Source organism: Enterococcus sp. AZ188 (genome assembly GCF_050544075.1).
Taxonomy (GTDB): Bacteria; Bacillota; Bacilli; order Lactobacillales; family Enterococcaceae; genus Enterococcus_D; species Enterococcus_D entomosocium.
The window spans coordinates 3,315,975-3,338,455 of the sequence record NZ_CP172943.1 but is presented as its reverse complement, the minus strand read 5'-3'; the positions used below and the strand labels follow the sequence as shown (position 1 = coordinate 3,338,455).

The 22,481-nt window shown below is 44.4% G+C and carries 21 protein-coding genes; 15 read left to right on the top strand and 6 right to left on the bottom strand.

Annotation, left to right across the window (positions count from 1 at the left end; all coding sequences use genetic code 11):
• Positions 1 to 13: 13 nt before the first annotated feature.
• The 7 genes from IGI86_RS15325 (at position 14) to IGI86_RS15295 (ending at position 7,404) form a co-directional block, all read left to right on the top strand.
• Entirely contained in the window at positions 14 to 1,399 is a 1,386-nt protein-coding gene (locus IGI86_RS15325; RefSeq protein ID WP_005233503.1) for an APC family permease, read from the top strand.
• Between the two features lie 272 nt (positions 1,400 to 1,671).
• On the top strand, positions 1,672 to 3,126 hold the full coding sequence (locus IGI86_RS15320) for an ABC transporter permease (protein ID WP_060792591.1): 1,455 nt from the start codon (positions 1,672 to 1,674) through the stop codon (positions 3,124 to 3,126).
• A gap of 12 nt (positions 3,127 to 3,138) precedes the next feature.
• Positions 3,139 to 3,813 (top strand): ABC transporter ATP-binding protein, encoded by a 675-nt coding sequence (locus tag IGI86_RS15315; RefSeq protein ID WP_008379303.1) that lies wholly within the window; start codon positions 3,139 to 3,141, stop codon positions 3,811 to 3,813.
• Entirely contained in the window at positions 3,806 to 5,119 is a 1,314-nt protein-coding gene (locus IGI86_RS15310) for a PASTA domain-containing protein (RefSeq protein WP_061053358.1), read from the top strand. Before IGI86_RS15315 ends, IGI86_RS15310 begins: the two co-directional genes overlap by 8 nt.
• Positions 5,120 to 5,159: 40 nt before the next feature.
• Positions 5,160 to 5,318 (top strand): hypothetical protein, encoded by a 159-nt coding sequence (locus tag IGI86_RS15305; RefSeq protein ID WP_005233508.1) that lies wholly within the window; start codon positions 5,160 to 5,162, stop codon positions 5,316 to 5,318.
• 74 nt (positions 5,319 to 5,392) lie between these two features.
• A complete protein-coding gene (locus tag IGI86_RS15300) occupies positions 5,393 to 6,079 on the top strand; it encodes a response regulator transcription factor (protein ID WP_016612966.1) in 687 nt (228 codons plus the stop codon).
• On the top strand, positions 6,073 to 7,404 hold the full coding sequence (locus tag IGI86_RS15295) for a sensor histidine kinase (protein ID WP_430617521.1): 1,332 nt from the start codon (positions 6,073 to 6,075) through the stop codon (positions 7,402 to 7,404). The genes IGI86_RS15300 and IGI86_RS15295 overlap by 7 nt, the downstream gene beginning before the upstream one ends.
• Positions 7,405 to 7,488: 84 nt before the next feature.
• Here the strand turns inward: IGI86_RS15295 and IGI86_RS15290 are convergent, their stop codons facing one another.
• Together IGI86_RS15290 and IGI86_RS15285 are read right to left on the bottom strand one after the other, a co-directional pair.
• Positions 7,489 to 8,682 (bottom strand): toxic anion resistance protein, encoded by a 1,194-nt coding sequence (locus tag IGI86_RS15290; protein ID WP_005233515.1) that lies wholly within the window; start codon positions 8,680 to 8,682, stop codon positions 7,489 to 7,491.
• 97 nt (positions 8,683 to 8,779) lie between these two features.
• Positions 8,780 to 9,421 carry a 5-bromo-4-chloroindolyl phosphate hydrolysis family protein gene (locus IGI86_RS15285; RefSeq protein ID WP_008379306.1) on the bottom strand — a complete coding sequence of 214 codons (642 nt, stop codon included), beginning with the start codon at positions 9,419 to 9,421 and terminating at the stop codon, positions 8,780 to 8,782.
• 218 nt (positions 9,422 to 9,639) lie between these two features.
• Between IGI86_RS15285 and IGI86_RS15280 the strand changes: the two genes are divergently transcribed.
• Both IGI86_RS15280 and macP read left to right on the top strand, forming a co-directional pair.
• On the top strand, positions 9,640 to 10,218 hold the full coding sequence (locus IGI86_RS15280) for an NUDIX hydrolase (protein WP_008379307.1): 579 nt from the start codon (positions 9,640 to 9,642) through the stop codon (positions 10,216 to 10,218).
• Complete coding sequence (gene macP, locus IGI86_RS15275) at positions 10,211 to 10,507, top strand: cell wall synthase accessory phosphoprotein MacP (protein ID WP_005233519.1); 297 nt, start codon at positions 10,211 to 10,213, stop codon at positions 10,505 to 10,507. Before IGI86_RS15280 ends, macP begins: the two co-directional genes overlap by 8 nt.
• A 57-nt stretch (positions 10,508 to 10,564) precedes the next feature.
• Here the strand turns inward: macP and IGI86_RS15270 are convergent, their stop codons facing one another.
• Positions 10,565 to 11,167 (bottom strand): class I SAM-dependent methyltransferase, encoded by a 603-nt coding sequence (locus tag IGI86_RS15270; protein ID WP_008379308.1) that lies wholly within the window; start codon positions 11,165 to 11,167, stop codon positions 10,565 to 10,567.
• A 152-nt stretch (positions 11,168 to 11,319) separates the two neighbouring features.
• On the opposite strand from IGI86_RS15270, the gene IGI86_RS15265 reads away from it, so the two are divergent.
• From IGI86_RS15265 to IGI86_RS15255, 3 genes are read left to right on the top strand one after another with little or no spacing between them, the layout of a single operon-like run.
• Positions 11,320 to 12,015 (top strand): 5'-methylthioadenosine/adenosylhomocysteine nucleosidase, encoded by a 696-nt coding sequence (locus IGI86_RS15265; protein WP_005227823.1) that lies wholly within the window; start codon positions 11,320 to 11,322, stop codon positions 12,013 to 12,015.
• Between the two features lie 43 nt (positions 12,016 to 12,058).
• On the top strand, positions 12,059 to 12,622 hold the full coding sequence (locus tag IGI86_RS15260) for a cysteine hydrolase family protein (protein ID WP_144331041.1): 564 nt from the start codon (positions 12,059 to 12,061) through the stop codon (positions 12,620 to 12,622).
• Positions 12,623 to 12,922, top strand: coding sequence for a hypothetical protein (locus tag IGI86_RS15255; RefSeq protein WP_430617520.1), 300 nt, complete (start codon positions 12,623 to 12,625; stop codon positions 12,920 to 12,922).
• Between the two features lie 50 nt (positions 12,923 to 12,972).
• Here IGI86_RS15255 and IGI86_RS15250 read toward each other — a convergent pair whose 3' ends face one another.
• The gene (locus IGI86_RS15250) at positions 12,973 to 14,865 is read right to left on the bottom strand and encodes a M13 family metallopeptidase (RefSeq protein ID WP_430617519.1); all 1,893 of its coding nucleotides are present in this window, start codon (positions 14,863 to 14,865) and stop codon (positions 12,973 to 12,975) included.
• Positions 14,866 to 15,005: 140 nt separating this feature from the next.
• Here IGI86_RS15250 and IGI86_RS15245 point away from each other — a divergent pair, with 140 nt between their 5' ends.
• Both IGI86_RS15245 and IGI86_RS15240 read left to right on the top strand, forming a co-directional pair.
• Positions 15,006 to 15,545, top strand: a complete 540-nt coding sequence (locus tag IGI86_RS15245) for a C39 family peptidase (protein ID WP_005233534.1) — start codon at positions 15,006 to 15,008, stop codon at positions 15,543 to 15,545.
• Between the two features lie 71 nt (positions 15,546 to 15,616).
• A complete protein-coding gene (locus tag IGI86_RS15240; protein ID WP_005233536.1) occupies positions 15,617 to 16,582 on the top strand; it encodes a ribose-phosphate diphosphokinase in 966 nt (321 codons plus the stop codon).
• A 77-nt stretch (positions 16,583 to 16,659) separates the two neighbouring features.
• On the opposite strand, the gene IGI86_RS15235 is transcribed toward IGI86_RS15240, so the two are convergent.
• Together IGI86_RS15235 and IGI86_RS15230 are read right to left on the bottom strand one after the other, a co-directional pair.
• Positions 16,660 to 17,679: a LacI family DNA-binding transcriptional regulator gene (locus IGI86_RS15235; protein WP_005227844.1), complete on the bottom strand. Its 1,020-nt coding sequence runs from the start codon at positions 17,677 to 17,679 to the stop codon at positions 16,660 to 16,662.
• Positions 17,680 to 17,786: 107 nt separating this feature from the next.
• Positions 17,787 to 20,051 carry a glycoside hydrolase family 65 protein gene (locus IGI86_RS15230; protein ID WP_430617518.1) on the bottom strand — a complete coding sequence of 755 codons (2,265 nt, stop codon included), beginning with the start codon at positions 20,049 to 20,051 and terminating at the stop codon, positions 17,787 to 17,789.
• Between the two features lie 251 nt (positions 20,052 to 20,302).
• Between IGI86_RS15230 and IGI86_RS15225 the strand changes: the two genes are divergently transcribed.
• Positions 20,303 to 22,477, top strand: a complete 2,175-nt coding sequence (locus IGI86_RS15225) for a PTS transporter subunit IIBC (RefSeq protein WP_086316620.1) — start codon at positions 20,303 to 20,305, stop codon at positions 22,475 to 22,477.
• The last annotated feature ends 4 nt before the right edge of the window (positions 22,478 to 22,481 follow it).

Genomic DNA, 22,481 nt, shown 5'->3' with positions numbered 1-22,481 from the left:
TTGAGGAGGAGTTATGGATTTATTTCGAAAAAAAGTCATACAACGGGAAAGTGTGACGAATTTAAAAAAAGAGTTGAAGTTAAAAGATTTGATTATGTTGGGGATCGGCGCCATTATCGGCACAGGTATCTTTGTTGTTACAGGGACTGCTTCTGCTGAGTATGCCGGACCGGCATTGATTCTTTCCTTTGTTGTAGCTGGTATCGTTGTTGTGTTATCAGGGCTTTCTTTTGCGGAATTTGCTTCTCGGATCCCCGTTTTAGGGGGCGCCTATTCGTATCTGTATGTCGTTTTTGGTGAATTTACCGCGTGGCTGGCAGGCTGGTTTTTGATTTGCGAGTTCTTATTGGCCGTTTCTTCGGTGGCATCTGGCTGGTCAGGCTATGTGCAAGGCTTTTTGGCCAGTGCGGATATCCATTTACCAACCGCGTTGACGGGCGGTTATGACCCAAGCAAGGGGACCTACATTGATTTGATCGCTGGTTTAGTCATTATTTTTGTAACCTTGTGGGTCAGCCAAGAAGCGAAAAAAGCGTTACGTTTGAACAATGCCATGGTATGGGTCAAATTCGGCGTGATCCTCTTGTTTATCGTCTTTGGTGCCTTTTTCGTGGAACCAGACAACTGGCAGCCCTTTATGCCCTTTGGTTTTTCAGGCGTCTTTAATGGTGCAGCGTTAGTCTTCTTTGCTTTTCTTGGCTTTGATGCCGTCGCAATGGCAGCGGAAGAAGTCGAAGATGCCAAGAAAAATGTCCCTCGAGGAATCATTGGTTCCATTGCGATCGCAACTGTCCTTTATATCATTGTCACACTGATCATGACGGGAATCGTTCCGTTTGCGGAATTAGGAGTCAATGATCCGGTAGCTTTTGCGATGCGTTATGTCGGTCATGGGGTTGTCGGATCAATCATTTCTGTGGGTGCGATCTTGACCTTATTAACAGTGACGATCGCTATGATGTACTCCTTGGCGCGTCTGTTATATGCCATCAGTAAAGATGGGTTATTGCCAAAAGCGATGCAAGCCATTGATCCAAAGCATCAAACACCAAAGAAAGCGACCTACATCGCGGGTGTTTTTGCTTTCTTCTTTGCGGCAGCTTTCCCATTGAATATCTTGGCAGAATTGACCAACATTGCGGCATTGTCGTATATGATCTTAATGTCTTTAGGAATCATCAAGCTGCGGAAGATGATGGGCCCACCTGCTAAAGGCGAATTCAAAGTACCACTGGTACCGTTATTGCCTTTGTTGTCCGTTGCCAGCTGTCTCTTCTTGATGACCCGTCTACAAACGGCGACCTGGATCGTTTTTGGGATCTCCTTAGTGATCGGAATCGCGATCTATTTTGTATATGGCTATCGTAATAGCGAATTAAATGAGAAAATTGACGAATAGGATTGTGAAAAGGCAAAGACCCGGATGCGGTTTTTGTCTTTTTTTATGTAAATATAGCCGAGCTTCCTATAAGCAGCGTTTTAGGAGGCTTTTTTTGTTATTCAAATAGTAGTCATTTCTGGTGCTGATCATTGCAATGACAGTCTTTCTTGATCAAAAGTCCTCTATGAATCTGCTTTTTTTGAGAAATTTTCCAAATGACAGATTCGCTAAAGGTTCATCCAGTATGCTTTTGTTAGAGAAAAAAGAGAGGATGTTGGCAATTGAATTATATGAAACGGGCATGGCTGAGTGTGACGAGAAAGCGAGGAAAATCTGCAATATTGTTTGCTGTTATTCTAATTTTAGGAAATGTAATCGCTGGAGCAATTGCGGTCAATCAGTCGACTCAAAATGTCGAAAAGCAGATCAAAAACCAATTAGGTTCCCTCGCAACGATCGATATCGACTATGAAGCCTTGATGGCAAATAGTGAGGGCGGCACAAGTATGGAGGAGATTCAGCCGCTGCCGGAGGAGCTGATCAAACAAATTGGCGAGCGCTCGGAAGTCAAACAGTATGACTATTTGCGAGAAGCAATGATTGCTGTTGATAAATTCAAACCCTATAGTTTTAGACCAGAAGTTGAAAACGAGAATATCATGGTTTCTGGAGGTATGGATTCTTGGGTCTATTTAACAGGAACCAATCTCTTACAACCGTTGGATTTTGAAGAAGATACGGTGAATTTAACACAGGGACGCTTCTTTACAGAAGAGGAACAGCGTACCGGAAAACGTGTAGGGTTGATTTCTGAAGAGGTGGCTCAGGAAAACGGCTTGACCGTTGGTGACACCATGGTATTAGATGGACAGTTTATCGATTATTCATCTGGTGGAGATCCAGAGAAACAAAAAGGCAATGATTATCCTATAGAAATCGTCGGGATCTTTAAAAATACCAGCTTAGAAAAAGCGAATGAACAAGGACAAGAGGGGGGAGTCAGCTCGTTTGCTTTTGATGATCGTCCCTTCAATCGGATCTATATGCCAAATGATGCTGTGAAAACGATTGTTGAAGAGGAACGTGCGGGGCGACAAGCGGCGTTTCCAGCGACAGACCCCGGATCTGACGAGGATTTCTTTACCCCGCAATTTATTTTGAATCAACCAGAAGATGCAGAACAATTCAAACAAGAGGTGACACCACTCTTGCCAAATGGCTATAAGGTCAATGCTTCTACGGATGAGTATGACCGTGTGGGAACCAGTATGAATCGCTTATCACAAATTTCCTCGTATGTCGTAGTGATTGCGGTGATTGCTTCCTTGATTATTATCTCCTTGATCATTGTGTTGTTTACCCGTGATCGTAAATATGAGTTAGGCATCTACCTTTCGTTAGGGGAACGCCGGAAATACGTGTTTGCACAGATTGTGATCGAACTCCTGTTGATTGGTGTCAGTGCAATGCTGATCTCCTTGGTTACAGGGAATATGCTGGGCAAGATGGTTTCTGAATCTTTGTTAGCCAGCAGTATGCTAGAGGCAAACCAGGCAGGGATGGAACAATTCTTTGTGGGGGCACCGAAAATCGACCAAGCGACGATCAACGAGGCGTTTCGCGTTCAATATACCTTATCTTATGTGATCGCCTTTTTAGCGACTGGGATCGTGACGATCTTGCTTTCGGCAGTGGTGCCGCTGTTGTACATTTTACGGTTGAATCCGAAAAAAATCATGCTGTAAGGAGCGATGAACATGGCAATTTTAGAAACAAAAGACATGACGTATTACTACCAAGATGGCGAGAATCGCCGGAAAATTTTAGATAAAACCAATATCTCCTTTGAAAAAGGCAAATTTTACACGATCTTAGGAAAATCAGGCTCAGGAAAGACCACTTTTCTTTCCTTGATCAGTGCATTGGATCAGCCAACCGATGGGGAAGTGTTTTTTGAAGAAAAAAATATCAAAACGATCGGTTATGAAGAATATCGCCGCAACAAAATCAGTCTGATTTTTCAAAGTTACAACTTGATCCCTTATTTGACGGCTTTAGAAAACGTCCTTGTTTCGATGGCGATTTCAGACAACAAACTCCCGGATCAGCACGATCAAATTGCGTATCGTTTGCTGGACTATATCGGCATCAATTCCACGAAAGCCGATCGTTTCGTCAATCAGCTTTCCGGTGGGGAACAGCAGCGGGTCGCCATCGCTCGTGCTTTAGCGACCAACGTTGATATCATTTTAGCCGATGAACCTACCGGGAATTTGGATGAAGGCATGGAACAAGAAATCGTGGATATTTTTAAAGAACTAGCGGCGATCCACAACAAGTGCATCATCGTAGTGACCCATTCGACCGAGATCGCCAAGCAGTCAGATCAGACTTTTTACTTAAAAAAAGGTGCGTTGACGGCCTATGAGTGATTTTTTATCGAAGTTTGAAGAAGAACCGAAACAGCCAGACAAGGAATCAGCAGCAGCCGAAGTACCTTCTTCCCGTGCTTCCCGAAAAGAAAAAGGTTCAGCTTCTTTAGAAGAGGGGATCGAACATGATCCCTCCTTCAAAAAGAAGCGGCGAAAAAAACGACTGCTAGGGTTAGCTGCCTTGCTTGGACTCTTTATACTCAGCGGCTTTTTATTTTTCCAATTGGCGTATGTCCGGTTGGATAACTTTGTGGACAAAGAGATCTCAGAGGTCAGAGAATGGGCAGCGGAACATGATCTTGCGGTTGATGTCACACCAGCCTATGATGAAGCCCCAGCCAATCAAGTGATCGCCCAAGCAGAAGCTGCCAGAAGTCGAGTCAGAAAAAGAAGCACTCTGCATCTAACCGTGAGCCAAGGACCTGATCCAGAAGAGAAATTGGCATTGCCAGACTTTATGGAAATGACGAGGGACGAGGCAGCAGAGTGGATCGAAAAAAATCAAGCAAGCAATTTGACGATCGTCGATGAATACCACGATGAGATCGAGGAAAAAGCACCGATTCGAGTAGAATTTACCAATAAAGAAGTCTCACGAGAGAACTATCATCGTCGAGATGTCGGACGAGTCTTTTATTCCAAAGGCGAAGAAACCTTTGAAAAAGATATTGAAGTACCAGACTTTAGTGATAAAACCCGTGCAGAGGTAGAAACATGGGGGAAAGCCCATGAGCTGGAGCTTGAAGTCAAAGAACAGGCTTCGGATACTGTGGAAGAAGGCAAAGTCATTGAACAAAGCGTGGCACCAAAAGAAAAAATCGCGAAACGGGATGCGTTTCAAGTAACGATTTCCCTAGGGAAAGGGGTCACCGTACCAGACTTTTCAACGATTTTACCAGATGATGCCCAGGCCGCTGTTGAGGGTGTCACTGTGCGGATGCGGATGCAGTTTACTCAGAGTCTGCCCTATGGACAATTGATCTCGCAAAGTGAGACCGCCGGGACCGTCTTAACCAGCAAAGATGACAAAGGCATTGAAGTCGTCTATTCGGCAGGTCAACCTTATATCAAAGATTACCGTCGAAGCGAGATCCTTGAAGGGGATCTGCAAAAACTCTTCTTTGATGAATTCCGTTCAAAAGGGGCGAACATCAGCTATCAAGTCCGTTATGTCAATTCAGCAGAACCCTACGGGACAATCGTGGGGATGAGCAAGTTCAATCAGTTTTTACCGTTAGAAGATACGATTACCTTCGATATCAGCTTAGGCAATCAGACAGCCCCAGCGGCATCTGATTCTGAATAGTCGCTTTCTTTTTTAGTCAACCTGCAAAAGGAGGAAACCCATGCGTCATCAAGAGAATTTTCAAGACCTTAGGAAAAAGCTGTTTGTGTTTTTACTAAGCGGTATGGTAGCATTGTTGCTACACATGTGGATTCATCAATCCAGCGAACACGTGCGGATCGTTTCAACAGAACGTTTTATTGGAGAACAATTGGAATGATCCTACAGGAATGATTGTGCTTACCGAAAAGTGATTGAAAAAAGAAATGATGAGTGTAAAAGGGGGACTGACCGATGCGGATCTTATTCGTAGAAGATGAGCCATCGATCGCAGAAGCGGTTGCCAGCTTATTGAAGAAACAACATTATTCCGTCGATTTGGCCTTTGACGGCGAAACCGGATTAGATTATGCAGCGAGTGGTGTATATGACATTCTCGTTTTGGATATCATGCTGCCCAAAATCGATGGAATCACATTGCTAAAGACGTTACGCAAGCAAAATATTCGCACGCCGATCATTATGTTGACGGCCAAAAGCGAAGTCGATGACAAAGTACTCGGCTTGGATGCAGGGGCAGATGATTACTTGACGAAACCCTTTCAAATGAAAGAGTTGCTGGCACGGATTCGTTCGCTAGGCAGAAGAAAAGATTTGGATTATCAAGAAGACCAGTTAGCCTTTGGCAACGTGGGCTTAGATCGTAATGAGCTGCAGTTAGCCACGCCTAGCAATCAAGTGGTGTTGTCACCCAAAGAAATGAAACTGATGGAACTGTTCTTATCTAGACCCAAAGTGATCTTATCAAAAGAAACCATCATCAATAAAATTTGGGGCTTTGATCCCGATGTGGAAGAAAACCGCGTTGAAATCTATGTGTCTTTGCTGCGGAAAAAACTGACGCTGCTTGAAGCGGATATCGGCATTCGCACGATCCGCAATGCGGGGTATATTTTGCAGAGCAAGGAGCCGCCATGTTAAAAAAATTGCGAAATAAAATGCTGTGGTTCAATATGGCGTTGATCTCAATCATTGTCTTAGGTGCCTTTACCTTTATCTATATTTTGAATGCCACCCAAATTGAAAACGAGATCCAATCATTGATCTCGCAAGAAGCAAACACCCTAGCTGCGGTACCTTTGGATGAGGAGGAAGTGCGGCAATCACTGACAGAGCCTGAGTATCCAATGATGTTGACCATCACGAATAGTACCAGTGAGCTCAGAGAGATCGCTCTACTTGACATTAGCCAAATGGATGTCGTGATTCAAAGTATTGATGAGAGCGTCGATCAAAACGAGCTTTATGAAGCCTTGGTCGATGCAGCGGCGAAACAAGGGGAGATTCCTAACGAAGTGAAGGTGAATGGTCGAAATTGGCGGTATGCGCTCTTTTTAGTGACTTCTTTCAATCAATACTCAATCGATTACGATGCAATAGGGGAATATTCCACCAGTATCAATAATTACGAGCCATTTTATCAAGTGCTGTTCTTTGACGTCACCGACTACAAAACCAGTCTAAGCAACTTAAGAAACACGCTTTTGCTCATCGGCGTTTTAGCTTTAGCCAGTATTTATATCGCTAGTTTTTATGTGGCCAATCGAGCCTTGCGACCGGTGGAACTGGCTTGGCGCAAACAAAAAGAGTTTGTTTCTAACGCTTCCCATGAGTTGAAAACACCACTGGCGATCATTCAAGTCAATGCTGAGGTATTAGCTGGCAGTCCAGAAGAAACCTTGGAAAGCCAAATGAAATGGCTGGAAAACATTCAGTTAGGTTCCGAACGGATGGATGAGCTAGTAAATAGCTTATTGATGTTGACCAAATTTGAAAGTGCCGAGCAAGAAATGGTGCGTTCGGTGATCGATGCCAGTCAAGTCGTGCAAAGTGTTTATCAAAGCATGGAGGCGATTGCGCTGGAAAAAGGGATCCACTATCAGGAACAGATCTCTAAACAGGTGCGCCTTGAAAGCAATGAGCAAGCCTTGCGGCAATTGACCATGATATTGGTAGACAATGCCTTGAAATACACGCCCGCTGGAGAAACAGTCAAAGTGGCCCTAATCGAACGGCAACGAAAGACAGTATTGCAAGTCTCCAACAGTGGTTGTCTGATCCCCGAAGAAAAAATTCCCTATGTCTTTGACCGCTTCTACCGCGGGGATCCTTCTCGCAACCATCAAGACGGTGGCTATGGGTTAGGTTTAGCCATCGCCAAAGCCATCACAGAAATGCTGGAGGCGCAAATCAGTTTGACGGTGGATCAAGACGGCGTCAATCACTTTGAAGTTTCATTTCATTGAGATTTGATTGCTGCCTTCACTTAAATCAATTTTTTCAAAAAAAGAGGACTCCGGGAATGGAAGTCCTCTTTTGATAGGTGAAATTTACTTGTTGCTAGTTAAATCCAATAAGCGGTCTTTCAAGTCTTCTTCTAGATGACCTAATTCCACTTCGGCAGCACGACGTTTTTCTTTTCCTTCTTTTTGGATCCGTAATGTTTCTTGGATCGTTTCCACAAGGTCGTTTTGTGTTTTTTGCAATGTTTCGATGTCGACGATGCCGCGCTCGTTTTCTTTCGCTGTTTCAATAGCAGAAACTTTCAACATTTCTGAGTTTTTCTTCAATAGATCATTGGTGGTCTCAGAAACTTGGCGCTGTGCCGTAACTGCATCTTTTTGACGCAATAAAGTCAAGGCAATGACCACTTGGTTTTTCCATAGTGGGATCGCTGTATTGACAGAAGCTTGGATTTTTTCTGCTAGCGCTTGGTTCGTGTTTTGGATCAGGCGAATTTGCGGTGCCTGTTGGATCGTGATTTGACGTGCCAAGCGCAAGTCATGAGTCCGTTTGTCTAAACGATCTAGGAATTGCGTGTAATCGTTGGCGATCTGTACGTCCATTTGATCATTCGTTTCTTCTGCTTTTTTCATAGCTTCAGGAATGATTTTGGTTTGCAATTCTTGCATCTTCAACTCGCCAGCGGCAATGTAGATGTTCAATGCATCGAAGTAATCTTTGTTCTTTTGATACAACTGTTCCAACATCAGGTTGTCTTTTAGCAAACCGTCTTTTTCTTTATCCAATTTGACGGCGATCTTGTCGATTTGGGCACCGATTTTTTGGTATTTAGCGGTGATTTCAAAAATGGATTGTTTTACTTTACCAAACATCCGCTTGAATAAGTTGCCTTCACCTGCACGCAGTTCATCTGGATTAGCTTCTTGCAAGCGATACATCAACTCAGTCAATGAGTCGCCCACAGGGCCGATATCAGCTGCTTGGACATGGTTCAACATAGATTGGGAAAACTCCCCAAGTTTGGTTTGGGCAGCTGCACCATAGGTGATGACTGCTTGCTGGTCAGTTGCATCGATCTTGCTGGCTAATTCTTGGGCCTGTGCTTGACGCTCTGGCGGTAATTTGTCAATCAAACGCGGTGCTGTTTGCTGTTCTTTCAGCTGACTGATCTCCGCTTGTTGAGTAGTGGTCAAAGTGTCGACAGGGGTTGAAAATGGGTTGTTCAATAAATCGTCAAGCGTATCCGTTACGGGTTTTACTTGATTTGGTGTGTCACTCATAATAACTCCTCCTAATAATTGTCTGCTTTCGAAAAAAATCTAGCCTGGGCTAGATTTTTTTTTAGATTCTTTTTTTGTTGCCAATCAGAATCTATCCCTATTCATTATCTCGTTTTATGCTTTGTTTGGCAATGGATAACTCAATATCCATGTCATCAAGATCGTCTGCTACAAATTGGGAGTAGTCTTTGGCGATCAAGGAAGCCATTTGCTCGATAATTTGTGTGCTTTCTTCGATTTTATCATAGGTCTCACGACTTTTGATCTCATGGCTATTGATTTCAATGAACTTATCGGTCAAATCGACCATATTGGGCAAGTGGGTATAAAGGAAATGACTTGCCAAAGGCAGTTTAGTTGGTTCTTTTACGAGTTCTTTGAAAAGAGCTTTTGAGGCACGCAAGGCATCGTGACGCAAGTCAATGGCTTTTAACTTGTTATTGCTAGTGATATTTTTTTGGTATTTATCGATTTGGTGTTTCGTCTGATTCATCGTTTCACGGAACAATTCGATCTCACGAGCAGTCATTCCGCTTTTCAAGTAATGGGCTTCTCGTTCTCTCGTTAAAGAAGGCAAAACTTGTGGATCCGCTGCCGGAACTTTACGTCCTCTGATACCGACGTAGACTAAAATCGCACCGACGATTAATAATAGGCTCGCAAATGAATCGCCTACTACGTTAAAAATAATACTGATGAGGACGATCGCACCAACGATCAGCCAGATGTTTTTTTTCATTTTTCCTCCTCCTAAAAATCTCTTGGACAAGTAGATTGGGTTATTCGACATCTTTATTTTAGCATGTTCACTAAAAGAAAAATATCAGACTTGGGGTGGATTTTCCGATTTTTAGTAAATTCATAAGCTTTCTTGCTATTTCTTAAGAAGATATTTTTTCTAAATTATGCTAAAGTGTTTGATAGATAAGACGTATGAGGAAAGTTAGGTGTCGATAGATGTTAGAATTTAAAGATTTTGAAGAAAAAACGATCCAACGGAATGAAATTTTCCATGGCAAAATCATTGATGTGGTGGTTGATGATGTCTCCTTGCCCAATGGTGGAACCAGTAAACGCGAACTAGTCTTCCACCCAGGTGGGGTGGCCGTGATCGCCTTGACGAGTGAGAACAAAATGCTGTTCGTTCGCCAATTCAGAAAGCCATTAGAGCGAGTGATTTTAGAGATACCAGCAGGCAAAATCGATCCAGGAGAAGGCGCACGTCCAGATTTGACTGGCGCCCGGGAATTGGAAGAAGAGACTGGCTATCGCGCAAAAACGCTAGAGCATGTTTCTTCTATGTACCTTTCACCAGGATTTGCGAATGAAATCTTGCACGTCTATTATGCGAAAGAGCTGGAAAAAGTGGCAAATCCCTTACCGCAAGACGAAGACGAAGTGCTGGAAGTCTATGAATTGAGCTTAGAGCAAGCACAAGCCGCTATCGCTGATGGAACGATCTGTGATGCGAAGACCGTGTTTGCGATCCAATTTTGGGAGTTGCTGGAATTGAAACGGAGGAACGGACTTGCCTAAAGAACCATTGATCACCCGCAGTGAACTTCGACGCCGACGCGAAGAAGAACAAGCGGCGTCTGAACGTAATCAGCAAATCGTAGAAAAGCAAAGCAAGAAAGAATGGAAACAAAAAGAAAAACAAATTGATAACCACTACCGAAAAGTGCGCAAGAAAAACAAAGAAATCACGAAGACCCGTGCCGGTGAGAACCAGAAATCTCGGGATCTGAACCGTTTTTTAATGAAAGCCATTGTGATCGTCACTTTATTGTTAGTCGTCGTCGGTTTGGCGATCTTTTTGTTGTGATTCATCTAGTACTAAGAAAAAGCCGCCCCTGCATCTTCTGCAAGTGCGGCTTTTTTGTTATTCGGTCGGCTTTTTCAAAATAGCTAAAAACATGGCCGCTGGCTGATTCATGAACAAATGATCCGCTTCATGAAAAACGGTAAAGGAAGTGTCGGTAAACCCAATCGCCTCTGTCAGTTGAGTCAATGCAGCAGGGTCAAACCCATTATGAACCAGCGGGTGAGACACGGCGGGATTTTTGAGGAAATCCACTAGGTAAAGGGTTCCTCCTGGCTGCAGCAAGGCGTATAGTTTTTCCATCATAGCGGCTGTGTCAGGAATATGCAGCAAGACGAGGGATAGCAGCACAGCGTCTGCTTTTGCTTGTAAGGATTCTTGCAGCAGATCGTGGACAGTTGCAGAAGCATTGGCCAGCTGCAGTTGGTTGATTTTTTTTTCAGAAACCTCGATCATGCCAGGGGCAGTATCCCAGATGGCTAAGTGCTGGACATAAGCTGCTAAGGGCAGACTTACTAGGCCGGTACCGCCGCCGATATCGATCAGAGTTTGGTGCTGGTTGTCTTTAAAATAAGGTTCAAGGGTTTGGGTGACTAATTGTGCTAACGCGATCCGTTCAGGGGTATCGTATTTTGCTGCCATGGCGTTGAAAATTTCAGACATAAGTGCCTCCTTTGATAATGACAAAAAACTGTTCGTTTCGTCAAAACTAGTTTATCATGAAAGGAGAAAAAACACGTCAGTAGATACGTGGGAATTTCTGTTGTTTTTCATTTTAAAGGATGAAAAATAAACGAGAAGCAGGAGGCAAACACATGAAAATTGGTATTATTGGTGCAATGGAGGAAGAAATCAAGGCGTTGCGGGAACAGTTGATTTCACCGCTTTCTTGGGAACGCGGCGGCGCACTATTTATTTCAGGAAGTATCGGCAATCATGAAGTGATCGTCGTTCGTTCAGGTATTGGTAAAGTTCTGGCATCGATCACCACTAGTTTACTGATCCAACAATACGGGGTCAATATGGTGATCAATACTGGATCAGCTGGTGGGATCGGTGCCGGTTTACAAGTAGGGGATTTAGTGATCTCAGATAAAGTGGCCTATTTTGATGTCGATGTGACGGGCTTTGGTTATGAATATGGCCAGTTGCCTGGTGGGATGCCTTTGTATTATGAAGCCAGCCGCTATTTGATCAGTGAGATGACAAAAGCCGCAGAAGCGACCCATCATACCGTGAAAAAGGGACTGATCGTTACTGGTGACAGCTTCATTCATGACCCGCAAAAAGTACAGGAGATTTTAGGACATTTTCCAGATGCCTTGGCTTGTGAGATGGAAGGAGCCGCGATCGCACAGACTGCGCAGCAATTCAATATTCCTTTCTTAATCGTGCGCGCGATTAGCGACACCGCCGACCACGCAGCAACCGTCTCTTTTGATGAGTTTATCTTAGAAGCTGGCAAGCGTTCCGCTGAAATGGTCTTGGCATTCGTTGAAACATTAAAGTAACTTAAAAAACAGGAGAGCCGATCCGTAAGAGGAGGAAGGAAGCATGAGAGCATTACTATCCATTGATTATACGTTTGATTTTGTTGCAGATGAGGGACGATTGACGACGGGTGCTGCTGGGCAAGCGATTGAAGCTGCCTTAGTGGCTCGGACGCAAGCCTTTATCGAAGCCGGTGAGTATGTCGTTTTTGCCATTGATCGTCATGAGGAAACAGACAACTATCATCCTGAAAACCGCTTGTTCCCACCCCACAATCTTGCGGGCAGTGCGGGGCGACATCTTTATGGTTGTTTAGCCCCGCTTTATGAAAACTATCAGGATGCGCCAAATGTCTATTGGATCGACAAGCGCCATTACTCAGCGTTTAGTGGTACCGACTTGGACATCCGACTCCGGGAAAGAGGGATTACGGAATTGTACCTGACCGGTGTTTGTACCGACATCTGCGTCTTGCATACAGCAGTGGATGCCTATAATTTAGGCTACCAACTGGTGATCGATGCAGATACCGTTGCTAGCTTTGACGCGGTCGGACATGAATGGGCACTACGCCATTTTGAAAATACCCTTGGTGCGAAAATCATTTCTGCGAAGGAGGAAGCATAAATGGGATGGATGGATCAATTAAAAGCAAATTTCAGTTTCAGTGAACTGACTAGCCTTTATCAAGCGTATCAAAAAGGGGATCTTGATGTGAAGGCGTTGTTGAACAATGACTTCTTACAAAAGTATACGGATTTTCAGAACTTGGATGAGTTTATGGCTAAATTAGGCATCCAGAATAAAAACCAAATCTTCGACTTTCTAAAAGACCGCCCCAATCGGCAAAAAGCCGATCAAGTCGTCAATGAGCATTCCCAATTTGATTCTGTGATCAGTATGATGAAAAAAGCTTTACAGAAATAAACAATTGGCGAAGAAAAAGCGCAAGCAGAAAAATCTGCTTGCGCTTTTGTTTACCAGATCTGCACACGATCTTCTGGTGCACGATACATAGGGTCACCAGGTTTGATATCAAAGGTTGTATAAAATTCATCGATATTTTGGACTTGGATATTGGCCCGTAGTTTAGCTGGTCCGTGGACATCGATCGCCAGTAAGAGCTGTTGGTATTGTTCTTTGGCTTTTGTACGCCAAATCTTCGCCCAATTGGTGAAGAAGTCTGTTAAAGAAACATCGCTTTCTTTTTGCGCTGCTTCTAGCGCACAGCTTAGTCCGCCTGCATCGGCGATGTTTTCAGAAACAGTCAATGTTCCGTTGATGGTACCGCCGGCAAAGGGCAGGCCATCAAACTCGTCGATCATCGCTTGAGCTAAGCGTTCAAAGTGGGCCAGATCTTCTTCTGTCCACCAATTGTTTAAATTACCATATTCATCAAATTTTGCCCCGTTGTTGTCAAAGGCGTGGGAGATCTCATGAGCAATGACCGCGCCGATCCCCCCATAATTTGCGCTGGTGGATTGCTCCAAACTATAAAAGGGCGCTTGTAAGATTGCTGCTGGGAAAACGATCACGTTCTTAAATGGGTGATAGTAGGCATTCACGGTAGCGGCGGACATTTCCCATTCCTCGCGATCCACGGGCTGCTGCCATTTTTTGAAGCCATCTTCTCGGAACAAACGATTGAAATGCAGGGCATTTGCCAGCAGACTTTTCTCTTCATCGGTATGCAATTGATCATAAATAGCAGGAACTTGATCAGGGTACCCGACATGGATGCCTAAACGATTCAATTTGATGATCGCTTTTTGGCGGGTTTCTTCACTTAACCACGTGTTGTTGCGCAAACGATCTTGGTAGACAGCAATCATTGTTTCCACCATGTGTTTGACGTCTTTTTTCGCCATTTCCCCAAAGTACTTGCGTCCATAATAATCACCGATCACTTGACTAAAATGACCCATCGTTAAGTAATAAGCCGCTTTTTGTTGGGGAGCCGCTTCATCGATCCCTGATAAGTAGCGACTGTAGGTTCCGCCTAACTGACGCAATTCTTCACTCAGATAGCTAGTATAGCGCAAGCTTTGGTTGACGATCATCCAGCCTTTCAAGAGTTCAAAATGGCTATCAGAAACAATAATGTCAAAGGCTTCAAAGTAAGCGGGTTCCGTTATGATCAGCTCTTCTGGTGTACCTGGTAAAAGGGCTGTCAAGAGTTGTGTAAAATCGATCTTGCTAGCTTGCTTTGCAAATTCCTCCAAGGAGCGAGGATTGTAGTTTTTACTATAATCCGCACTTTCTTCCGCACTGCGGACGTGAGGGGCGATCAATTTATCAAATGCGATCGCTTGCTCTACCAACGATTCCGCTTCTGCTTGGTCTTTTCCGTAAGCAACTAAAACGTTGACGGCCATCTCAAAGTAGACTTGCAGCATTTCGCCTGCTTGGGGATTTTCTGTGTAATAGGTTTTATCCGGCAAAATAGTAGCAGGCGGATAGACCGACAAAGTATTCATTTGCGCATTTTTCATGTCTGCATCGACATCCAGTTGGAAAGGCAAGGCAATGCCCTCTAAAACGAAACTTGCCAGTTGCTGATTCAATTCCTCATAAGAACGCAACGCTTCGATTTTTGCTAATAGTGCATTTGCTTCAGTAGCGCCAGCTGCCTCTCGTTGGGCAAAATCGCTGGCTAAGCGGTAAAAAGCCACAGCATCCTTCATGCGGCCTTTTGGCGTAGCATGGGGATCGTGTGCCATATTTTCAAATTCTGCGATCATTAAGGAATCGATTCCGTCAACGAGATCTTGGAATCCACCCGTAGCGGGTTTATCTGCTGGAATAACAGCGGTCTCCAGCCACTCACCATTTACATAGTCATAAAAATCATCTTTTAACAAGGTTGTCATGTCTTTCGCTCCTCTCGCTTTCTACTATTATGAAACAAAATCTGTAAGGACGCAAAGAAAAGTTTTCTAGACGAAAAAGGGTTTTGATCCAAGTAGGAGGAGAATCTAAGGTATAATAAGAAAAAAGGCAGGTGAACGAGATGGAACAAGTAGAGTGGAAAGGGATCGCCGAAGAGCGGTTTCGTCCGTATAAGCAGTGGGTCACTCCTTCAGGGTATTTATGCGGCACCTATGCGGCAGCCGTCTTTTTGGCCTACTATCAAGATTACATCGATGAAACGATCATCCCGAAAGCGTTTCGCCGAAAAAAACAGCGGGATCTGACAGTAGTGACGGAAATGCTGCGTGTGCTGATTCAGCCTCATGGGTTGCCGACGATCGCTTGGCAAGTCAGTCATGGTTTGACTCGGTTTTTCGATCAATTCCAATTGCCTTACCGCGGACGTGCGACCGTTGTTGGCGGTTGGCATCGAGCGTGCAAACGAATCGACGAAGGCAAACCGGTGATCATCGGTATTTTGAAGCCTTTAGGCAGCACATATGGCAATCATTGGGTCGTGGCTTACGCCTACGCTGAAACCGCCAGCGGAGAACGCTATTTTAAAGTTCATGACAACTGGGGCAACTACAAAAAAGTAATTCCCGCCAGTTGGGTAAACGGTACCGTCACACTTCCTTGAACGAGACGGTTAAAAAAACAGTCACTTTGTGCTAGAATAGAAGAAAACAACCACATTCATTGGAGGCAATCATGGGCGAAAGTTATAAAGATAGTTCGTTGAAAATTTTTAGTTTAAATGGAAATTTACCATTAGCAGAAAACATTGCGAAAGTTTTCGGTACAGAACTAGGGAAGTCAAAAGTGACACAGTTTAGTGATGGAGAGATTGCCATCAATATTGAAGAAAGTGTGCGGGGCGACCATATTTATATCATTCAATCGACGAATGAACCCGTCAATGATCATTATTTAGAGTTGCTGATCATGATCGATGCGATGAAACGGGCTAGTGCGAAGACCATCAATGTCGTTTTGCCTTATTACGCATATGCGCGGCAAGACCGAACCGCCAACCCGCATGAGCCGATTACTGCAAAATTGATTGCCAATATGCTGGTGGAAGCAGGGGCTTCTCGGATCTTGACGCTTGATCTGCATGCCGTCCAAGTTCAAGGATTTTTCGACATCCCAGTGGATAATCTCTTTACGATCCCATTGTTTGCCCATTATTATCGCGAACAAAAAATGACTGGTGACGACTATGTCGTTGTTTCACCAAAAAACAGCGGTGTCCAACGGACCCGTAGTTTGGCAGAATACTTAGATACAGCGATCGCGATCGTCGATCAAGATGAAGCCGATGGCGGCTATGTGATTGGTGATGTCGTTGGGAAAAAATGTATTTTAGTTGATGACATTTTAAATACCGGCCATACATTGGCAAAAGCGGCAGACTTGTTGAAGGAAGCTGGTGCCAGCGAAGTGTATGCTTGTGTGTCTCACGCCTTACTTTCGCCGCCAGCTAAAGAAATTTTGGATCAATCAGCGATTGAAAGGATTTGTGTCACCGATTCTTGTTGGACCAGCGAAGAACGCCATCCAGAAAAACTGCACTACATTTCTTGTGCTGAATTGATGGGGGAAGCCGTTCGCCGCATTCACGAAAATACACCAATGAGTCCATTGTTCCGCCTGGAAAGCAAAGAGTATAAATAAAAATATGAAAAGCACCCGCTATCCCTAGGGACAGCGGGTGCTTTTGCGTGTGGGGGAAGTGGACCAGACACAGCGGATCAGTTCAACTGGTTGCGGTTCAAGACTGTTTCTCGTTTGATCAGCTTATGTGGTACGACCAGCTGTACGCCGTTTGAATCTTCATGATTCAATTGCGCCATCAGCCGTTCGGTAGCGATTTTTCCTAAGGACAACACGTTGATATCGATACTAGTCAAATACGGATGTGTCAAAGTAGCAAAGATCGAATTGTTGAAACTGATGATGGATAAATCGTCGGGGACTTTGTAGCCATACATCGTCGCTAATTGAATGATCCGCACAGCGAACAGATCATCGATCACGACGATGGCCGTTGCTTGGGATTCTTTGATCGTTTCTTCAAACGTGACGTAATCTTCCGCTTTTTCAAAGGTCAATGCTGGATAAAAGGGGAGATTTGCCAGCATCATGGCTTTTTGGTAGCCGAAGAAACGCTCGAAATACAGATTTTCATGGGTCGTATTAGTAGCAAATAAAATCTTCGTATGCCCTTGGGCGATCAGATGCTCGGTTGCTTGCTTGCCTAACAACTGGTTGTCATTATCGACAAAAACGATTTTGTCTTCATTGCTGTATGGTTGACCAATCAAGGTAAAGGGGACTTCTTTTTCGACCAGATAATCGATGATGGGGTCTTTTTCATCGGAATAGACCAAGATAAAGCCATCTACTTGTTTTTGCAGGTGCATTCGTTCCACGTTTTTTAGTAATGTAGCAAAGTCACGGGCGGAGGCAACGGCAACCGTCATTTGATGATGGCGGGCCTCTTCATTGATGGCTTCGATCGTTTCTAAATAAAAGGGGTTTCCTAGTCGTTCTTTCGAATCAAGGGGCGGCAAGATCACGCCGATGGCACTAGATATCTGTTTGCCGAGATTTCGAGCCGCAAGATTGGGGACGTAGCCCATTTCTGCCATTACTTTGCGCACTTTCTTCTTAGTATCTTCAGAGATACTGGGATGATCGTTTACGACACGAGAAACCGTGGATGTAGCGACGCCAGCCTTTTTGGCGACATCTTTGACCGTAATGCTCACTGATTTCCCTCCTTTTTTAGCTTATAGTATCACAAAGTGTCGGCACAAGGGTAGAGCCAATCAAAAGAAAGAAGAAATGCAGACATTTCTTCTTTCAGAAGGCTTGTTTAGCGAATCGCTGTACTGATTTCGTCTTCTAAAACATAGTCTTTGCCATACACCTTGATTGGCAATGCCTCACCGCTGATTTTTTTCAAAGTCACCGTCGACTCATTGACGGAAACAAAGAGCAGACGTCCACGATAGTTGATGTGGAAGGCATAGCGGCTCCACGTTTTAGGTAAGAATGGCGCAAACCCTAAGTGGTCGTGATCGGTTTTCATTTGAGCAAAGCCTTGAACGATCGCTAACCAGCTGCCGGTCATAGAAGTGATGTGCAAGCCATCATCGGTATCATTGTTGTAATTGTCCAAATCAAGACGAGCAGTCCGCTCATACATTTCCAACGCTTTTTCTTCCATGCCTAATTCCGCTGCTAAAATCGCATGGATACTTGGAGAAAGGGAAGATTCATGCACTGTCATCGGCTCATAGAAATCAAAGTTCCGTTGTTTTTCTTCTTTGCTGAATTGATCGCCGAAGAAGTAGATCCCTTGCAAAACATCGGCTTGCTTGATAAAGCAAGAGCGCAAGATATGATCCCACGACCAATTTTGGTTCAACGGCAAATGTTTTGGATCAAGATCGGAAACGGGCATCAAGTCTTTGTCTAAGAAGGTATCATGCTGGACGAAGACTCCAAGCTCTTGGTCTTCTGGGAAGTACATATTGTCGATGATGTCTTGCCATTTGGCTTGCTCTTCGTCAGAGATCGTGACAGTCGCTTCGTCTTTGAAGGCTTCATAGCTGGCTAAGGTATAAGCTAAGACCCAAGTAGCCATTTTATTGGTGTACCAGTTGTTATTGATATTGTTTTCGTATTCGTTTGGTCCAGTGACGCCATGGATCATGTATTTTTGCTGACGTTTTGAATAGTGGACACGATCTGCCCAGAAACGTGAAATCGCGCTTAACACTTCTAATCCTTCTTTTTTCAGGTAACTTGTATCGCCAGTATAATTCGTATAGTTGTAGATGGCATAAGCGATGGCACCATTTCGGTGGATTTCTTCGAAAGTGATCTCCCACTCATTGTGGCATTCGATCCCAGTGAAGGTCACCATTGGGTAAAGGGCACCTGCTAAGCCTTGTTTTTGTGCATTGATATGGGCTTGCGGCAATTGGTTGTGACGGTATTTCAACAAGTTGCGGGTCACTTCTGGTTTTGCTAATGCCAAATACAATGGGACTGCATAGGCTTCGGTATCCCAGTAAGTCGCACCGCCATATTTTTCACCAGTAAAGCCTTTCGGTCCAATGTTCAGACGCTCGTCTTCACCATAATAGGTTGAGAACAATTGGAACAGGTTGAAACGAATCCCCTGTTGCGCCGCAGCATCGCCTTCAATGATCACATCGGCTAAATCCCAGCGGGCTTTCCAAGCAGCGACTTGTTCTGCACGCAACGCATCATAATCTGCTTTGTATAAAGTGCCTAATTCGGTGACTTTTGCTGGATGATCATGAGCGGGAACATCACGACTCGTAATGATCAAGACTTCTTTGATCAATGAGAAGGTGTCACCGGCTGCCCCAGAAAAGGCAAAGGTATCAGCGACGCAAAGTTCGCTTTTCACGGAATCAGTCGGTGTTTGGCTATGACGCATAGCAGAAGTGACAGTGAAGCGTTCAATGTCAAAATTATTTTCTACAGTCCGAGTGGTCAAGTAATGGAAGGTTTCGGTTTGGCCATGATCTAATTCTTCCCAGAAACGTTCGTCGTAGTTGCTGTCTTCGTTATGGACGTTGTTATCTAGTTTAGAAACGACTTTAATCTCAGCGTCGCCTTCAATGATCTCAGCATCCATCTTAATGAGGGCAAGTTCACGTTTTACGATGCTCAAGAAGCGTTCAAAAGAGAATTTAACCGTTGCACCTGCCAAAGTGACAGTAAAGTTGCGGCGTAAAATCCCGGTTTCCATGTCTAGTTCTAAACGGAAATCACTTGGGCTGATTTTTGCTAAGTCGACTAATTGGTCATTGACAAATAGGTCCATTGCAATAAAGTTGACCGCATTGATCACTTTGCCAAAATAGTCAGGATAGCCGTTTTTCCACCAGCCAACACGGGTTTTGTCTGGGTACCAGACACCTGCGATATAGGTACCTAAGTGATGATCGCCGCTGTATTGTTCTTCAAAGTTGCCGCGCATTCCCATGTAGCCATTCCCGATGCTTGTTAGCGACTCTTGCAGTCGACGATTTTCTTTATCTAAGGTAGATGTCGCGATTTTCCATGGATCGATCTCGAACAATCGTTGGATTTTTTTCATGAAAGTCCCTCCAGAATCTTTTTGATATCTCTATCATAAGCGCAAACGATTGCATCGTCAAGTGAAAATTGTTGCGTTTAAAGAATTTCCTATTAGGAAACATCGAGAAAGAAAGATTCAGTTATATAAAGGTGGAAAAGCGAATAGAATCCCTTTTGATATTTCTGGGTTTACAAAATCTTTTTTCTCCGTTAGAATGAAATTATTAAGAAACCGATTGCGTAAATCGATTCAGGGAAGGAAGAAGGAAGATGAAAAAATTATTGAGCTTCGAATTTTGGCAAAAATTCGGAAAAGCGCTAATGGTGGTTGTCGCTGTTATGCCAGCCGCTGGTTTGATGATCAGTATTGGGAAAACGATCCCAATGATCAATGCCGACTGGGCATTCTTGATCACCACAGGAGGCGTCATTGAAAACATTGGTTGGGCAATTATTGGTAACTTGCATTTATTATTTGCATTAGCTATTGGTGGTAGTTGGGCTAAAGAGCGAGCTGGTGGGGCATTTGCTGCCGGGATCGCCTTTATTTTGATCAACCGGATCACTGGTTCGATCTTTGGCGTGACGAGCGCGATGTTAACCGAAGAAGGCGCCTTTACCCATACGTTGTTTGGGACAAAGATCATGATCGACGGTTTCTTTACTAGTGTATTAGAAGCACCTGCTTTGAACATGGGCGTCTTTGTCGGGATCATCGCAGGTTTTGTGGGGGCAACAGCTTACAACAAATACTATAATTTCCGCAAATTACCGGATGCGCTTTCCTTCTTTAACGGCAAACGCTTCGTGCCTTTCGTAGTGATTGCTCGTTCAGTAGTCGTCGCATTAGTGTTATCGATCGTTTGGCCCTATATTCAGGCAGGCATCAACAACTTCGGTTTATGGATCGCGCAATCACAAGAAAGTGCGCCCGTTTTAGCACCGTTCTTGTTTGGAACCTTGGAGCGGCTGCTCTTACCATTCGGGCTGCATCACATGTTGACGATCCCGATCAATTACACCGAATTAGGTGGAACTTACACGATTCTTTCTGGCGCACAAGCCGGCACCCAAGTCTTTGGACAAGACCCATTATGGCTTGCTTGGGCAACGGATCTAGTGAACATGCGCAATGCTGGCGATACGTCACAATATCAATTTTTATTGGAAAACTTTGTTCCTGCCCGCTTTAAAGTTGGACAAATGATTGGTTCATCTGGGATCTTGATGGGCTTGTCTTATGCCATGTATCGCAATGTCGATGCGGACAAACGGCACAAATATACCTCTATGTATTTATCAGCTGCTATCGCTGTCTTCTTGACAGGGGTAACAGAACCGTTGGAGTTCATGTTTATGTTTGCTGCCGTACCGCTTTACATCGTTTATGCAGTCGTACAAGGGGCGGCATTTGCGATGGCAGATATCGTCAACTTACGGGTCCATTCTTTTGGGAATATCGAGTTGTTGACCCGTACCCCAATGGCGATCAATGCCGGCTTAGGACAAGATTTGATCAACTTTGTGTTAGTGACCATCGTTTTTGGTGTCGGGATGTATTTCTTGGCAAACTTCTTGATCAAAAAATTCAACTTTGCAACACCAGGTAGAAACGGCAACTATGAAACAGAAGGGGCCAGCGATGCGCCAGCAACTGCTTCGGCGGATGGCAACTTGAACCCAGATTCACAAGTCGTGAAAATCATTCATTTATTAGGTGGACGTGAAAATATCGCCGACGTTGATGCATGTATGACTCGTTTACGGGTCTCTGTGAAAAATCGAGAAGCGGTCGGCGATGAAAAAGCGTGGAAAGCCGCAGGGGCGTTAGGCTTGATCGTAAAAGACAATGGCGTGCAAGCAGTCTATGGACCGAAAGCAGATGTCTTAAAATCAGACATTCAAGATATCTTAGATTCTGGTGTCACGATTCCCGAACCGACTGCTAGTCAAGCACCAGCTGAAACCACTACCCATCAAAGCCAAGGCGTGACAGCTGAACTAGCTGCCGTTGCCACTGGAGAAGTGATGCCGATCACCTCTGTCAAAGACCAAGTGTTTGCGGAAAAAATGATGGGTGACGGTTATGGCGTGCGTCCAGAGCAGACGACAGTTGTCGCACCAATCAGCGGGAAAGTCACCAACATCTTCCCAACGAAACATGCGATCGGCTTGCTTTCTGATGAAGGCATCGAAGTATTGGTTCACATGGGCTTAGATACCGTTGACTTAAACGGTGCCCCCTTTACGGTAGCTGTCACTGAAGGACAACAAGTGGCGGTCGGTGACAAGTTAGCGGAGATGGATCTCGCTGCAGTAAGTGCTGCTGGCAAAGACACCACCATCGTTGTAGTGTTGACCAACAGCGATCAAATCGATTCCTTTGAATTGACCCAAATCGGCAAGCAACAAGCAGCCGCAGTTGTTGGAATCGTAAAACTATAATAAA